This window comes from Rhodococcus sp. Q1, assembly GCF_004153645.1.
Taxonomy (GTDB): domain Bacteria; phylum Actinomycetota; class Actinomycetes; order Mycobacteriales; family Mycobacteriaceae; genus Rhodococcus; species Rhodococcus gordoniae.
In genome coordinates, this window is the sequence record NZ_SDMJ01000001.1 from 881,488 (window position 1) to 897,065 (window position 15,578).

A 15,578-nucleotide genomic window follows, 5' to 3' on the forward strand; every position below is an offset into this window, starting at 1 on the left:
CCAATGTAGCGTGCATCACATCTCGGTTGCATCGATTCGTCCCACGGGACGGACGCTGGTCGGGCGTGCGGGTGCGTGCCATGCTGGCGCCATGGACGTCGAACGCCCGAAACTCGAAGGCACCGTCGCGGTCGGGGAGGGCCGGCGGCTCGGTTTCGCCGAGTTCGGTTCGGCGCAAGGCCGGACGGTGTTCTGGCTGCACGGCACGCCCGGCGCGCGCCGGCAGGTGCCCATCGAGGCCCGCGCCTTCGCCGAACGGAACCACCTCCGCCTCATCGGGATCGATCGCCCCGGGATCGGCTCGTCGACGCCGCACATCTACGAGAACGTCCTCGCGTTCAGCGACGACCTGCGCATCGTCGCCGACACTCTCGGTGTCGACCGCATGGCCCTCGTCGGCCTGTCCGGCGGCGGGCCGTACACCCTCGCCGCGGCCTACGCGTTGCGCGAACGAGTCGTCGCGGCCGCGGTCCTCGGCGGTGTGGCACCGGTCGTCGGTCCCGAGGCGATCGGCAGCAACCTGATGAAGCTGGGCACCTTCGTCGCGCCGGCGCTGCAGACCGCGAGCGTCCCGATCGGCGTGGCGGTGAGCGCGGCGATCCGCGTGGTGCGCCCGTTCGCGTCGCCGATCATCGACCTGTACGGGCGGCTGTCACCCGAGGCCGACCGTCGGCTGCTCGCCCGCCCCGAGTTCAAGGCGATGTTCCTCGACGACCTGCTCAACGGCAGCCGACGTCAGATCTCCGCGCCGTTCTCCGACATCGTCGTGTTCACCCGCGACTGGGGTTTCCGCGTCTCCGACGTGAAGGTGCCCGTGCGGTGGTGGCACGGCGACACCGACCACATCATCCCGATCGAGCACGGTCTGCACGTGGTGGATCTGCTGCCCGACGCACAGTTCCACCACCTGCCCGGAGAAAGCCATCTCGGTGGTCTCGGTGCGTCGGAGGAGATCCTCACTACTGTTCTGGAGTTGTGGGGCGACTGACGCTGCGAGGTAGGTGGCCGTCGGGGGCGACCACGAGTACGGGCACCGCACAATGGCCGCTCAGGTGTTCGGCGACGCTGCCCAGGATCCTGGTGGACATGCCACGACCGCGCCGCCCGACGACGAGGACGTCGGCTCGGCGCTCCTCGGCGAACCAGCGAAGGGATTCGCCCGCCGGGCCGGCCAGAACCGCCATGCCCGCCGGGACGTCCTCCGCGGCGTCGGCAGCGCCCGTGAGTCGCTGCCTCGCCACGTGGAGAGCTTCCGACTCGTCCGTGCCGCCGTCGTCGTACGACACCACCGCGACGAGTTCGAGCACGCCCCCGCCGGGGCCGAACAGTCGACGCGCGACGCGCAGTGCATGGTCGGACTCCGCCGATCCGTCGATGCCGACCATGACGCGGAGATTGCCGGTTTCCGGCGGTTCGGTTCCCCACATCGCGATCGGCGCGGAGGCCACCGACCGGGGTCGACGCTCGACGCGCTCGTAGGCGACCGGAACGAACAAGGGTCCGAGGATCACGGCGATCAGCGTCCACCGCGGGTCGTGGCCCCGCCGCGCCATCCACACCCCGGTTGCCAGCCCGATCAGCACCCACGCGGTGATGAAGACGGCGAAGATCGTCCAGTTCACATTGCCCTCCTGGCAGACGGTGACGAGGCGCGGTCGGCGAGACGCGCAGCGATGACGGTGATCAGCAGCGACCGAACCCGAGGTGTTGCCGGTACCCCGGTCCGGATCGTCACGATCTCCGGTCCTGAAAGACGTCGGGGATACCGTCACCGTCCTCGTCGATCTGCTCGCGCGCGGCGATACGGCGGTACGCACGGTTGCGGGTGGTGAGGACGATCGACGCGAGGACCGCGCTGAGCAGGGATCCGCACAGCACTGCGACCTTCACGTGATCGGCGGCGACTGTGCCGGCTCCGTAGGCCAGGTCGCCGATCAGCAGCGAGACCGTGAATCCGATGCCGCCGAGCAGCGCGACACCGAGTACGTCCGTCCAGCTCAGATCCTCGTCCAGACGGGCGCCGGTGAACCGCGCGACCAGATACGCGACGCCGAAGATCCCGATCACCTTGCCGGCGACCAGCCCGGCGATCACCCCTGCCGAAATGGGGTCGGTGAGAGCGTTCGCCAACCCGTCGAAGCCACCGACGGTGACGCCCGCGGCGAAGAAGGCGAAGATCGGAACGGCGAGTCCGGCCGAGATCGGCCTGATGCGGTGCTCGATGTGTTCGGCGACGGGAATCCTCTTGCCGGCGACCGTCCGGGAGATCGGCACGAGGAAGCCGAGCAGCACACCGGCGATCGTCGCGTGCACACCCGACTCGTGAACGAGCCACCAGGTGACCGCGGCGAGAGGAAGCAGCAACCACCAGGCGTGCACACCGCGCTGCAGTGCGAATCCGAATGCCATCAGCGGCAGCAACGCGCCGGCGAGGTAGAGCAGGTTCAGATCGTCGGTGTAGAAGACGGCGATCACCGTGACCGCGAGCAGGTCGTCGACCACCGCGAGGGTGAGCAGGAAGGTGCGCAAGCCGGCAGGAAGATGGGTACCGATGACGGCGAGGATCGCCACGGCAAAAGCGATGTCGGTGGCAGTCGGTACCGCCCACCCGTTCAACGCCTCGGCACCGCCGCGCATGTTGACCACCGCGAAGATCAGTGCGGGCACGATCATTCCGCCGAGGGCGGCGGTGACGGGCATCGCGGCGCGGCGCAGGTCACGCAGGTCGCCTTCGATGAATTCGCGTTTGAGTTCGACTCCCACCACGAAGAAGAACACCGCCAGCAGCCCGTCGGCCGCCCACGTGCCCAACGACAGGTCCATGTGCAGCGCGGCGGGACCGATCGTGGTGTCGCGCAGTGCGTGATACGAGTCCGACCACGCGGTGTTGGCCCAGATCAACGCGGCGAGCGCGGCGATCAGGAGCAGGATCCCGCCGACGGTCTCCTTGCGGAGGATGTCGGCTACGCGGCGCGATTCCTCCCAGGAACCTCGGGACAGCAGGGGAAGACCGGAGAAGGGGGTGGGCATCACGGATTCCTCGGGGGCAGAGAGATGCGACCGACGAGGCCGGTGCACACCACGGGACACGACTCGCCGACCAGACTTCCCGGCACACCGCTGCCCACCGTACCGTACGGTGCTCTCGGTGTCGTCCGACGACGCCGCATGTCCGGACCGATGCAACTCGAAGGTGCCTGCGGAAGGAACGCCGAATGGTCGATCCCGTCGAGCCGCAACGGTACTCGCCTGCACAGGCGATACATCTGCAGCCGACCGCGTGGGCAGCCGTCGCGGTCGGCGGGCTCATCGGCACCGCAGCCCGTCACGGGCTCGGCACGGCCTTCCCGGCCGGGAACGGCGCGTGGCCGATGACGACCTTCGCGATCAACGTCGTCGGCGCCCTGCTGCTGGGGATCCTGCTCGAGTCGCTGGTGCGGATGGGTCCGGACACATCCTGGCGTCGTGTCGTCCGGCTCGGCGCAGGCACCGGCGCACTGGGCTCGTTCACCACCTACAGCGCGCTCGCGGTCGACACCGACCTGCTGCTCCGCGACGGTGAGTTCGTCGCCGCGGCGACCTATGCGCTGGGCACGGTGTCGGCCGGCCTCGTCGCGACCGGCATCGGTGTCGCGCTGGGAGCGTGGTTCGGGAACCGTCGGGGTGCACCGCGGTGATCGCGGTGTGGGTGGCGCTGGCCGGCAGCGTCGGTGCCGTGACGCGGTTCGTCGTCGACAGCGCGTTGCGCGCCCGGTTCACCGCCTCGCTGCCGTGGCCGACCGTCCTGATCAACATCGCCGGGTCGTTGCTGCTGGGCATCCTGGCCGGCGCCGCGCTGTTCCACGACGCCCCGACCACGATGCTCACGATCGCCGGGACCGGTTTCTGCGGCGGCTACACGACCTTCAGCACGACGAGCGTCGACTCGGTACGCCTGATCGTGCAAGGCCGGTACGCGGGCGCTGCGGCGATCACGTTCGGCACTCTCGCGACCACGATCGCCGCGGCCGCTGCCGGGCTCGGTCTCGCCACCGTGTGGTGATCAACGCGAGCGGTCGATCAGCTCGAGCACCGAGCGCAGCTCGTCGGCGTCGACCTGGCCGGGCGCCGATGCGGTGCCGACCATCCCGAACGTCGCGGCCGATCCGAAGACCTGACCGGCGATCCGCGACACCACACCGAGACCGCCCATCGACATGGTGATCAACGGGCGGTCGGCGTGGTCCTCGTGCATCGTGCGGGTCGCGTCGAGCAGGGTCAGCACGTCGCCGGCCGAGCGGGGCATGACGGCGATCTTGCAGATGTCGGCGCCGAGATCCTGCATCTGCCGCAGCCGCGCGACGATCTCGTCCTTCGGTGGAGTGGCGTCGAAATCGTGGTTCGACGCCACCACCGCGACACCGCGGGCGTGGGCCGCCGCGACGATCCGCTCGACGGCGGCGCGGTCGCGCCGGTACTCCACATCGACGAGATCCACGCTGCCGCTCTCGGCGAGTGCGACCGTCAGATCGGCGTACGCCTCGTCGTCGATCGCGATCTCGCCGCCCTCGTTGGCGGTGCGGCAGGTCGCGAGCAGGGGAGTGCCCTGCAACTGCTCGGACAACGAGCCGGCCTGCGCGACCACGGAGGCGACGTCGTCGACGGTGTGGAAGAAGTCCACGCGCCATTCGACGACGTCGGCCCGATCGGCGACGGCCGCGATCTGTTCGCGCAGCACCTCGGGGGTGCGGCCGGTGACGGGGACGACGATCGTGGGTGCGCCGTCACCGATCACCACGTCCTTGACGCGAACCGGTGTGATCGTTCGTCCCACGTGCCGTCTCCGTTCCCTCGTCCGCTGGCCGGACCTATTCGATCACGTGCGCTTCGAGCCGCTCTCCGCAGCGTCCTCGGACTCCTCGACGACCACGACGGTGTGGTCCTTCGACGATTTCGCGGGGTCGGCGACCGCCTCGCCGCGCGCCACCATGAGCGCTTCGTCGGAGAGCGGGATCTCCTTGATGAAGCACGCGAGGACGAACGCGATGAGCAGGAACGGGATGAGGTACCAGAACACCGGCGCCAGCGAGTCGGCGTAGGCGTCGATGACGCCTTCACGGACGGGATCGGGCAGCAGTCTCATCGCTGCCGGATCGACGGTCGCGGTGGCCTGCCCGGCCTGCTCGGGTGTCGCACCGGCAGCGGTGAAGACCTCGACGAGCTGCTCCGAGAGACGGTTGGTGAAGATCGTGCCGAAGATCGCCACCCCGAGCGCCGCACCGACCTCGCGGAAGTAATTGTTCGAGCTCGTCGCGGTGCCGATCTCGTCGGCGGGCACGGCGTTCTGCACGATCAGGATCACGACCTGCATGATCAGGCCGAGACCCAGACCGAAGACGAACAGCATCGAGCAGATCACCCACAGCGGGGTGTCGCCCTCGAGGGTGGTCAGCCACAGCATGCCTGCGGCGGTGATCAGCGACCCCGCGATCGGATAGATCTTGTACCGCTGGGTCTTGGTGATGGCCAGACCCGACCCGATCGAGGTGATCATCAGACCGGCCATCATCGGGAGCAGCAGCAGACCCGAGACCGCGGCCGACGTGCCCGACGACATCTGCAGGAAGGTCGGCATGAACGCGATCGCGGCGAACATGCCGAGGCCGAGCACGAAACCGATGGCGGTGGCGTTGACGAAGATCGGGTTGCGGAACAGCGACAGCGGGATGATCGGATCCTGTGCCCGCGACTCGACCAGCACGAACAGGGACACGAACACCACGAGACCGGCGCCGAACGACCAGGTCAGCGGATCGGCCCAGCCGCGGTCGGTGTCGCCACCGAAGTCGGTGAAGAAGATCAGGCAGGTCGTGGCGAGCGAGAGCGTGACGACACCGAGGATGTCGATCCTCTTGGTCGGACGCTTCGTCGGCAGGCGCAGCGCGAACCAGGTGATGACGAACGCGATGATGCCGACCGGCACGTTGATGTAGAAGCACCACTCCCACGTCAGGTGGTCGACGAAGAAGCCACCGAGCAAGGGGCCACCGACGGCCGACAGTCCGAAGATCGCACCGAGCGGGCCCATGTACTTACCGCGCTCGCTGGCGGGCACGATGTCGGCGATGATCGCCTGCGACAGGATCATCAGACCGCCACCGCCGAAGCCCTGGATCGCGCGGAAGATCACGAAGGTCCAGAAGTCGTCGGTCGTCGAGCACGCCGCGGACGCGAGGGTGAACACGCCGATGGCGATGAGGAACAGGTGCCGGCGCCCGAAGATGTCGCCGAACTTGCCGTAGATCGGCATCACGATGGTCACCGCGAGCAGGTAGGCGGTGGTGATCCACGCCTGGTGCTCGACGCCGCCGAGCTGCCCGACGATCGTGGGCATGGCGGTGGAGACGATCGTCTGGTCCAGGCTGGCGAGCATCATGCCCGCGATGAGCGCGGAGAAGATGATCCAGATCCGTCGCTGGGTGAGAACCAGTGGTTCCGAGGTGGTGGTCACGGTGTTCCTGTCGGAATAGGAATATCGAGCTGTTATGGGAAGGTGGCCTGCATACGAGTGAGGCGATCGGGAATTGTTGCACTCGGTAACTTCTGCTGCAAGGCAATTCCTCCCGGTCACTCGAACCAGGACCGCGCGGGCGGCTTCACCCACATGATCTTCTCGTCCTCGTCGGTGCGGACCGCTGCCGGATGATCGGGGTGCTTCTGCGCCCACACCGTCTTCTCGTCCATCAATCTCGCGGCGAGCTCCCAGGTCTCCATCGTGCGCGGCGGATGCGCGTCCGCAGCCCGGGCCAGCTTGCGCCTCGTCTCGTCGGTCATGGCGAGCAGTTCGGCTCCCGAGATGCCGCGATTCCATGCATACCGGGCCAGGGTCACGGCCTTGTCGCGACGGTTCTTCTCGGCGCGATCGGTGTGGGCGAAGTCGGCGTCGCTCATGCTCCGAAGGTACGCGTCGCCCCTGACCGAGGGTGTCGTCGACGATGTGCCGAGTTTTCGGCAACGACGACGGTGTCGTGTGCCTACCCTCGATGAGGGGGTTGAGGAGGCGTGATGACGTCCGACGAGATCCCGGAGGGCACACCGGATACGGTCGTGGCGCGTGCCGCCGAACCGCCGAGGGTGCCCGTCGCCGACCCCACCCTCGGCATCGACGTCCCCCGCTCCTTCCGCGGCACACCCCCGCACCGTCTGGTGGCTCTCGGCGACTCCCTGCTGCAGGGCTTCCAGAGCGGCGCGATCTACAACACCGACGTCTCCGTCCCGGCGATCGTCGCCTACGAGCTCGGCACCGGCCTGCGGTATCCGCGCTTCGGCGGGCCGGGCGGGCTGCCGCTGAACGCCGAAGTGCTGTTGCGCCGGATCGAGGAGCGGCACGGGACGACGCTCGACCCGTGGGAACTGCCGGCGGCACTGTTCACGGCGCGCGGCTTCATGGACGAGGTCGAGGACTACTGGGAACGCGGGCCCGGCGCGAGACCACCGCTCGTCGGATATCTCCACAACCTGTCGTGCTTCGGCTGGGATCTGCGCGACGCGCTGCAGAAGACCGCCCGCGACTGCGCGGACCGCATCGGCACACCCCGCGACGACCTCGTGCGGCAACTCGTCGAGAACAACGGGGAACGGGCGGCGCTGTACGTCTATCCGAACGCCGACGAACGACGCCGCGGAATGACCCTGTTCGACGTCGCCCGCGAACTCGGCACCGACCACGGCGACGACACCGGCGAGGGCATCGAGACCCTCGTCGTCTTCCTCGGTTCCAACAACGCACTGCGGACCATCACCGAACTGCGGATCGTCTGGAGCGGCGACGACTTCCGCGACCTCGACGCGAAACAGGCCTACACGATCTGGCAGCCCGAACATTTCGACAGCGAGTTCGCCGAGGTCGTCGCGAAGCTCCGCGACATCGACGCGCGGCACGTGGTGCTGTGCACCGTCCCACACGTCACCATCGCACCCATCGCCCGGGGAATCGGGACGAAGAACGGCTCACCGTACTTCCCGTACTACACCCGGCCCTGGGTGGACGAGCGCCGCTTCGATGCAGCCCGCGACGAACACATCACCGGTGCGCAGGCCCGGATGGTCGATGCTGCGATCGACCTGTTCGACGAGACGATCACCCGGGCCGTCGCCGATGCGCGTCGCGCCGGACTGGACTGGTATCTGCTCGACACCGCCGGCATCCTCGACCGTCTGGCCGCCCGCCGCTACGTCGACGACCTCGAAGCGCGGCCGGCGTGGTGGCAGCCGTATCCCCTGCCGCCGGCGCTCGCCGCACTCGACCCGGTGCCCGACACCCGTTTCCTGTCCGCCGACGGTCACGGTGGTCGCGACAGTGGGGGATTGTTCTCCCTCGACGGCGTGCACCCGACGACCGTCGCCTACGGGATCCTCGCCCAGGAGGTCGTCGACGTGATGGTGCGTGCCGGCGTCGAATTCCGGACGCCGAACGGAACGGTGCGGACCGGTTCCGTCGCCGTGGATTTCGAGCGTCTGATCCGGCACGACACCCTGGTGTGCACGCCACCGCAGAACATCGATTCGACGCTCTCGATCCTCGGATGGGTCGACGAGGTGCTCGACGTGTTCCGGGTGCAGTTGCGTTTCGGTCTGTGAGAGATCAGGTCAGGTTGACGACGTGTTCGTGCGATGCGACGGCGTCCTGCATCTTCTTACGCGAGAGCGTTCGCGGACCGCACGCGCAGCCCGAGGGGATTTCGTCGTCCTCGAACTGTGTTGCCTCGAGGGTGTCCACGAATTCCGAATTGAGTGATGTGCCGTTGTGCGGTGTGGCTTCCCGGTCGCGGTTGCCGCGTCCACCCGGGCCACTGCGGGAGACCACCACCTGCCCCTCGGAAGTCTTGTACACCGCGGCGAGGGTGTGCCCCTTGGGGCAGCGCACCTTGACGACGGCCTTCTCGGTGCGCTGAGGCCCGAGTTCTTTCACCGCCGCCAGTGCGAGCTTGCGACGTTCGGTCGGGGGTGTCGTGGCGATATCCATTTTCCTATTCCACCTCACAGTGCCGGGGTTCACAGGACTTCGGGAGAACCGATTCCGGGTTTGTTTTCAGATGATCTCGTCGGTGAGCCGATGCGGTGTGCCGAATCTGTGTGCGGTGATCGAGACGGCCTGCTCGGCCAGGAACGGCAGCATTTCGATTCGTCCGGCTGCGGTCACCGGATGGTCGAACACTGCGATGTCGCATCGGGTGTTCCATGCGACGGGCGGCGCTGCGCCGATGAGGCGGACACGTGCCGGTGCCACGTCGACCATCCGTTCCTCCCATTCCGCATCGCTCTCCACACGTACACGGCCGTCGAAACCTGCTGTATTCGAACATCTTACGAGATCGACGGCGAAAGCCGAAGAGATGTCCACCGGTGCGCCCGTCCGGGCGGCCGCGCCGAGCACGCGCACGAGTTCGGCCGGCCGTCCACTCTCCCCGAGACGTACGTGTGTGCGAACGGGCCGGTACCGGAACAAGTTCCGCTCCGCCGACAGGCCGGTGACGTCGTGTGGCACAGCGAATTCCGATGCCCACACCCGCTCGTCGTTCTCGAACACCCGGCGCAACGCATCCTCGGCCGGCGCACTGCCCTCCCAGGACCCGAAACCGAAGAGATAATTCGGGCCGCCCGCCTTGAAACCTGCTCCCACCGACGACTTCTTCCATCCCCCGAACGGCTGCCGTCGCACGATGGCTCCGGTGATACCGCGATTCACGTACAGATTTCCCGCCTCGACGCGATCGAGCCAACGGGCGATCTCGTCGGAGTCGAGCGAATGCAGGCCCGCTGTGAGTCCGTAGTCCACCTCGTTCTGGATCGCGATCGCCTCGTCCAGATCGGCCGCGGTCATCACCCCCAGCACCGGACCGAAGAATTCGACGAGATGTGTGCGCGACCCGCGTCGCACGCCGGTGCGCACGCCGGGGCTCCACAGTCGCCCCTCCTCATCGAGGCGTTGCGGTTCGACGAGCCACGACTCGCCGTCCTCGAGTTCGGTGAGCGCGGTGAGCAGTTTGTCCCGGACCGGTTCGATCAACGGCCCCATGCGCGTTCGCGGGTCGTGCGCGGGACCGACCGGCAGCGAACGCACCGCGTCGACGAGCTGATCCCGGAATCGACGCGACGTCGCCACGGACCCGACGAGGATCACGAGCGACGCCGCCGAGCACTTCTGCCCGGCATGCCCGAAGGCCGACTGCACGACGTCGCGCACCGCCGGATCCGGATCGGCGCTCGGCGTCACGACGATCGCGTTCTTGCCGCTGGTCTCGGCGAGCAGCCGCATACCGGGACGCAGCGAGCGGAACAGCTCTGCGGTCTCGTAGGCGCCGGTGAGCACCACCCGGTCGACGCGGGGGTCGGCAACGAGCGTCGAGCCCAGCAACCGTTCGTCGGCGTGGACGAGATGCAACACATCGCGCGGTACACCCGCATCCCACATCGCCTCGGCGAGCACCGACCCGCACCGCGCCGTGAGTGTCGCGGGTTTGAGGATCACGGCCGAACCGGAGGCCAGTGCCCCGAGCGTCGACCCCGCCGGGATCGCGACCGGGAAGTTCCAGGGCGGCGTCACCACCGTGAGGGTCGACGGCACGAACCGCGCACCGTCGATGGTGTCGAGTTCGCGGGCCCGCCCTGCGTAGAACCGCGCGAAGTCGATTGCTTCCGAGACCTCCGGATCGGACTGGTCGAGAGTCTTGCCGCCCTCGGCCGCCATCACCTCGAGCAGATCGGCGCGGCGCGTTTCGAGTACGTCGGCGACCTGCTCGAGAATTTCCGCGCGCTCGGCGCCGCTGCGGGCACCCCACGAGCGCCCGGCGGCGGCCGCGTCGGCCAGCACGCGCTCGAGCTCGTCCTCGGAGGAGAGCATGTGCGCCCGTACCGTGTCGATGCCGAGTTTCGACGACGGTACCCGTTCGAGGATGTGACGACCCCACTCGCGGTTCTGCGGCAGGGAGGGATCGGTATCCGGCGTATTCGCGAACACCGCCGGCGGCGCTGTCGATGGTGGTGGTTCCTGCCGGTTCTGCGTGCGATGGGGGGAGGGGACCGTCTCGTCGAGCGCCGCCACCGACGCGCGGAATCTCTGTTCCTCCCGTCCGAACAGCGCGGGGTCGTCGGCGAGATCGAACACGGCGGACATGAAATTGTCCTGCCCGGACCCCTCGTCGAGCCTGCGCACCAGATAGGAGATGGCGACGTCGAACTCGTCGGGGCGCACGACGGGTGTGTAGAGCAGCAGGCTGCCGACCTGTCGGCGGATCACCTCGGCCTGACTCTGCGCCATGCCGAGGAGCATCTCGACGTCGATCCCGTGCCGCACTCCCCGGCGACCCGCGAGCACCCACGCGTAGGCGATGTCGAAGAGATTGTGACCGGCGACGCCGATCCGCAGGTTCTCGATCCGCTCGGGGGTGAACGCGTAGTGCAGCAGGCGCTTGTAGTTCGTGTCGGTCTCCTGCTTGGTGTGCCATGTGGCGAGCGGCCAGCCGTGCAGCGCCGCGTCGACCCGCTCCATCGGCAGGTTGGCGCCCTTGACCACCCGCACCTTGATCGCCGCGCCCCCACGTGCGCGTCGCGCCGCCGCCCACTCCTGCAGCCGCATCATCGTGCGCAGCGCGTCGGGGAGATAGGCCTGCAGCACGATTCCGGCCTCGAGATGCAGGAACTCGGGCCGGTCCAGCAGGCTCGTGAACGCCGCAACCGTCACCTCCAGGTCGTGGTACTCCTCCATGTCGAGGTTGACGAACTTCGGTGTCGGCGAGTTCGCGGCGAGCCGATAGAGGGGGGTGAGCCGGTCGACGATGTCCGCGACGGTCTCGTCGAACGCCCACGGCGAGTGCGGCGCGACCGCCGCCGAGACCTTGAGCGAGACGTAGTCGACGTCCTCGCGTGCCAGCAGGGCGAGGGTGCCGTCGAAACGGCGCCGGGCTTCGGCGTCGCCGAGCACGGCCTCGCCCAGCAGGTTGAGGTTGAGCCGGATGCCGGGACGACGCAGTCGTGCGATCGCCCGGCCGAGCGCGGCGTCGTCGGTGTCGACGACGAGGTGGCCCACCATCGCGCGGAGAGCGCGGCGCGCGGTGGGAACGACGAGGTGCGGGAAACGGGGGCCGATCGTTCCGCCCGCCCTCACGGCTGCCCGCAGGTGAACGGGCAGGAAATCCGGTATGTTCCGGGACAATTCGGCCAGGGCATGCGCTGCCACCACCGGGTCCTCGGGGCGGATCACCTCGTCGACGAAGCGGACGGTGAACTCGGGTCCGTGCGGGTCTTTCAGGACGTCGGCCAGGTGGCGGGCCGCACGGTCGGGGGCGACATGCGCCGATTCCTCCGCCCACCGGCGGGCCAGGGCGACGGCATCCTCGACGATCCGCACGATGCGCCTCCGATCGACGGCGTTGACGAACCTGACGCCAATCTACCCATCGGAGGCGGTTCGCGTTTGCGGTCCGCGGTCTCGGGAATACAGCGCGAAGGGGACAGTCCCGACCATCGAGGAGACGAGAGTGAACCGTCAGGCCCCGGCGTCGCACGGCGCGTCGGCATCCGCCGACCGCGTCGCGCAGAACGGCGTGTTCGAGAAGTTCGCCCGTGCCGGCTACGTCGGCAGTGGCATAGTGCACCTGCTCATCGGTTACCTTGCGATCCGGGTCGCGTTCGGCCGCGGTGAGCAGGAGGCCTCGCAGTCCGGTGCGATGGCAGAGCTGGGCGCGCAGCCCGGCGGGAAGATCGCGTTGTGGATCGCCGTCGTCGTGTTCGTGATGATGGGTCTGTGGCGCTTCGCGGAAGCGGCCTTCGGCAAGGCGTCGGAACCGGAACGGCCCGACGCCGACACGAAGGACAAGGTGTTCGATCGGTTCAAGGCGTTCTGCGTCGGCGTGGTCTACCTCGCGTTCGCCTACACCGCGTTCGGGTTCGCCCGCGGCAGCGGCAAGTCCAGCGGTGAACAGAACGCGGGACTCACGGCGAAGCTGTTGCAGTCCGGCGCGGGCAAGTTCGTCCTCGTCGTCGCGGGACTCGTGATCCTCGGTGTGGGTGCGTATCACGTCTACAAGGGGGTGTCGAAGAACTTCGTCGACGACCTGAAGGGTCGTCCCAGTACGTTCGTCGAGCGCCTCGGGGTCGTCGGATACGTCGCGAAGGGACTCGCGATCGGTCTCGTCGGTGTGCTGGTGATCGTCGCGGTCTTCCAGGCCGACCCGCAGAAGGCAGCGGGACTCGACGGGGCGCTGAAGACGTTGGGTTCGCAGCCTTTCGGTGCGGTGCTGCTCGTCCTCATGGGTCTGGGTATCGCGGTCTACGGCCTGTACAGCTTCGTCATGGCGCGCGACGCGAAGATGTGACGCTCAGTCGTCCCCGTCGTCGAACCGGAAGTATTCGGTGGCGACGTAGTGGAGGGTCGGTGGGCCCGGCAGGTCGAACTCGATCGCGCCCACCGGCCGCAACTCCCCGTCGTCGTCCTCGCAACTCGCGGTCGCCACATTGCGTCCGGCGGAGATTCCCGTGAACTCGAGGGTCTGGTAGTTCGCGCCGTAGATCTCCGCGGTTCCGGACTCGCCGGTGCCGAGCGCTGCGACGCAGAGGAAGGGATGGTCCTCGTCCGGTGGGGACGTATAGATCAGTTTCAGCACCACGGTGTCTCCGCGGGTGCTGACCGTCCACATTCCTCGGGTGTCGGTGTCCGCTGCGCCCGCGCCGGGTGCGAATCCGGCGAGCAGTGCCAGTGGTGCGAGCAGCGCGACCGTTGCGCGCAGGGTTCTGCGATGGTGCATGGGATCTCCTCGGGACCGGTGAGCCCCCGACGCATTCATCGTCTCCACAGGCATCGGCAGGAGCGGGTGAATCGGATGGTTGTGAAGAAGACGTGACGGCGCCGAGATCGTCGTACCCGGCCCGTGACCCCCGCGGTCACGAAGTGCTGTTGCCGCCCCGAACTAATTGACAATGCAACTAATCGGAGCGATCCTGGTGGTTGAGAACGCAACTACGCCGGGAAAGGGTGGATCGATGACCACCGACGAGCGCCAACGCTCCGACGAGTTCGAGCGCCGGCGTGCAGTCGTTCGCGACGCACACCTGAAGCCGGCCGAATCACGTCCGCGGTCCTCGGCGCGGGGACTGCACCACACCGCGTTGATCAGCAGTGACGTCGAGCGGACCGTGCGCTTCTACCAGGGCCTTCTCGAGTTCCCGCTGACGGAGTTGATCGAGAACCGCGACTACCCGGGGTCGTCGCACTTCTTCTTCGACATCGGTAACGGCAACCTGCTGGCCTTCTTCGACTTCCCCGGTCTCGACCTCGGCCCGTATCGAGAGGTCTTCGGCGGACTGCACCACATCGCGATCAGCGTCGCCCTCCCCACCTGGGAACGCCTGCGCACCAAACTGATCGAGGCGGGAGTCGAACTCGCCGAACACAGCGAGGTCTCCCTGTACTTCCGGGACCCCGACGGCGCGCGGCTGGAACTCATCGCCGACCCGCTCGGCGAGATGTACGGCTCGAAGGTCCTGTAGCGATCGAGGGGGAGGCTGTGTGCGTGTTCGTCCGAACGACGCGCACGCAACCTCCCTCTCGCCTATCGTCGTCGCGCAGGAAGTGGCGCTTTCGACACAGGGAGTCCGCATGACCGTGCACGTGAACGTCGACAACTTCGTCCGGGCCGAGACCGATCGGATGTTCACCGATCTGCAACGCGATGCCGGGGGCGTGAATCTGCTGCTGCACAACCGCGAACCGGCGGCGATCGACCGGCAGACCGTGATCCGCCTCAACCGCGACACCCTGTACAGTTTCGCAGTCGTCGACGTCTCGGAGGGCGCGACGCTCACCCTGCCCGAGCACGGCGACCGCTACGTCTCTGCGATGGTCCTCGATCGGGATCATTTCGTCCGCGCCATCCACCACGAGGCCGGCAGTCACCGTCTCGACGCCGAGTCGCCCCATGTGGTCGTCGCGGTTCGCACCCTGGCGGATCCGGCCGACCCCGACGACCTGAAAGCGGCGGCCGCGATCCAGGACGGAATACGCATCGACGCGGCGTCGGCGCGGCCGTTCACCGCACCCGAGTACGACACGGCGAGTCTCGATGCGACCCGCACGGCGCTGCTCCGACTCGCTTCCGGGCTCACCGGTTTCGATTCGACGTTCGGTCGTCCCGACGAGGTCGATCCGGTGAGGCACCTCATCGGCACCGCGGCCGGGTGGGGCGGTCTGCCGAGCAGCGAAGCCTCCTACATCGGCGTCGCACCCCAGCTCCCGCCGGGGAACTACGAGCTGACGCTCGACGACGTTCCCGTCGACGGGTTCTGGTCGGTGTCCGTCTACGACGCGGAAGGTTTCTTCGCACCCAACCCACGCGAGGCGTACAGCGTCAACAACATCACGGGAAAGCCGAACGAGGACGGTTCGGTCACCGTGCGCTTCGGCGATTTCCCCGAAGGCACGCCGAACGCGATTCCGACTCCGGAGGGCTGGAACTTCCTCGTCCGTCTCTACCGGCCCAGGGCGGCGATCATCGACGGCAGCTGGACGCTGCCGGAACTCACGCCCGCACGGTGACCGCCCC

General features: G+C 67.9%; 15 protein-coding genes. 7 read left to right on the forward strand and 8 right to left on the reverse strand.

Translation table 11 applies throughout. The annotated features are described in order from the left end of the window. Positions 1–91: 91 nt before the first annotated feature. Positions 92–988 carry an alpha/beta hydrolase gene (locus EQ874_RS04175; RefSeq protein ID WP_064063513.1) on the forward strand — a complete coding sequence of 299 codons (897 nt, stop codon included), beginning with the start codon at positions 92–94 and terminating at the stop codon, positions 986–988. Here EQ874_RS04175 and EQ874_RS04180 read toward each other — a convergent pair. Both EQ874_RS04180 and nhaA read right to left on the reverse strand, forming a co-directional pair. Further along, positions 960–1,622, reverse strand: coding sequence for a universal stress protein (locus tag EQ874_RS04180; RefSeq protein WP_129975734.1), 663 nt, complete (start codon positions 1,620–1,622; stop codon positions 960–962). The genes EQ874_RS04175 and EQ874_RS04180 overlap by 29 nt on opposite strands. A 109-nt stretch (positions 1,623–1,731) precedes the next feature. Further along, positions 1,732–3,030, reverse strand: a complete 1,299-nt coding sequence (gene nhaA / locus EQ874_RS04185) for a Na+/H+ antiporter NhaA (protein WP_084421612.1) — start codon at positions 3,028–3,030, stop codon at positions 1,732–1,734. A gap of 185 nt (positions 3,031–3,215) precedes the next feature. On the opposite strand from nhaA, the gene EQ874_RS04190 reads away from it, so the two are divergent. Further along, on the forward strand, positions 3,216–3,677 hold the full coding sequence (locus EQ874_RS04190) for a CrcB family protein (RefSeq protein ID WP_064063515.1): 462 nt from the start codon (positions 3,216–3,218) through the stop codon (positions 3,675–3,677). After that, a complete protein-coding gene (locus tag EQ874_RS04195; protein WP_165369192.1) occupies positions 3,674–4,042 on the forward strand; it encodes a CrcB family protein in 369 nt (122 codons plus the stop codon). The genes EQ874_RS04190 and EQ874_RS04195 overlap by 4 nt, the downstream gene beginning before the upstream one ends. Here the strand turns inward: EQ874_RS04195 and aroD are convergent, their stop codons facing one another. From aroD to EQ874_RS04210, 3 genes are all read right to left on the reverse strand, one after another. Then, positions 4,043–4,813 (reverse strand): type I 3-dehydroquinate dehydratase, encoded by a 771-nt coding sequence (gene aroD / locus EQ874_RS04200; protein WP_129975737.1) that lies wholly within the window; start codon positions 4,811–4,813, stop codon positions 4,043–4,045. It abuts the gene before it with no gap. 42 nt (positions 4,814–4,855) lie between these two features. After that, positions 4,856–6,490, reverse strand: coding sequence for an MDR family MFS transporter (locus tag EQ874_RS04205; RefSeq protein WP_129975739.1), 1,635 nt, complete (start codon positions 6,488–6,490; stop codon positions 4,856–4,858). Positions 6,491–6,606: 116 nt separating this feature from the next. Continuing rightward, on the reverse strand, positions 6,607–6,930 hold the full coding sequence (locus EQ874_RS04210) for a hypothetical protein (protein WP_064063518.1): 324 nt from the start codon (positions 6,928–6,930) through the stop codon (positions 6,607–6,609). 114 nt (positions 6,931–7,044) lie between these two features. On the opposite strand from EQ874_RS04210, the gene EQ874_RS04215 reads away from it, so the two are divergent. Beyond that, complete coding sequence (locus tag EQ874_RS04215) at positions 7,045–8,619, forward strand: hypothetical protein (protein WP_064063519.1); 1,575 nt, start codon at positions 7,045–7,047, stop codon at positions 8,617–8,619. Between the two features lie 4 nt (positions 8,620–8,623). On the opposite strand, the gene EQ874_RS04220 is transcribed toward EQ874_RS04215, so the two are convergent. Together EQ874_RS04220 and EQ874_RS04225 are read right to left on the reverse strand one after the other, a co-directional pair. Beyond that, on the reverse strand, positions 8,624–9,004 hold the full coding sequence (locus EQ874_RS04220; RefSeq protein ID WP_064063520.1) for a hypothetical protein: 381 nt from the start codon (positions 9,002–9,004) through the stop codon (positions 8,624–8,626). A gap of 66 nt (positions 9,005–9,070) precedes the next feature. Then, on the reverse strand, positions 9,071–12,388 hold the full coding sequence (locus EQ874_RS04225) for a bifunctional proline dehydrogenase/L-glutamate gamma-semialdehyde dehydrogenase (protein ID WP_129975741.1): 3,318 nt from the start codon (positions 12,386–12,388) through the stop codon (positions 9,071–9,073). A 130-nt stretch (positions 12,389–12,518) separates the two neighbouring features. Here EQ874_RS04225 and EQ874_RS04230 point away from each other — a divergent pair, with 130 nt between their 5' ends. After that, on the forward strand, positions 12,519–13,355 hold the full coding sequence (locus EQ874_RS04230) for a DUF1206 domain-containing protein (RefSeq protein WP_064063522.1): 837 nt from the start codon (positions 12,519–12,521) through the stop codon (positions 13,353–13,355). 3 nt (positions 13,356–13,358) lie between these two features. Here the strand turns inward: EQ874_RS04230 and EQ874_RS04235 are convergent, their stop codons facing one another. Beyond that, a complete protein-coding gene (locus tag EQ874_RS04235) occupies positions 13,359–13,784 on the reverse strand; it encodes a hypothetical protein (RefSeq protein ID WP_064063523.1) in 426 nt (141 codons plus the stop codon). 235 nt (positions 13,785–14,019) lie between these two features. On the opposite strand from EQ874_RS04235, the gene EQ874_RS04240 reads away from it, so the two are divergent. After that, on the forward strand, positions 14,020–14,526 hold the full coding sequence (locus tag EQ874_RS04240) for a VOC family protein (RefSeq protein ID WP_129975743.1): 507 nt from the start codon (positions 14,020–14,022) through the stop codon (positions 14,524–14,526). Positions 14,527–14,635: 109 nt separating this feature from the next. Continuing rightward, positions 14,636–15,571, forward strand: coding sequence for a DUF1214 domain-containing protein (locus EQ874_RS04245; protein ID WP_129975745.1), 936 nt, complete (start codon positions 14,636–14,638; stop codon positions 15,569–15,571). Positions 15,572–15,578: the final 7 nt, after the last annotated feature.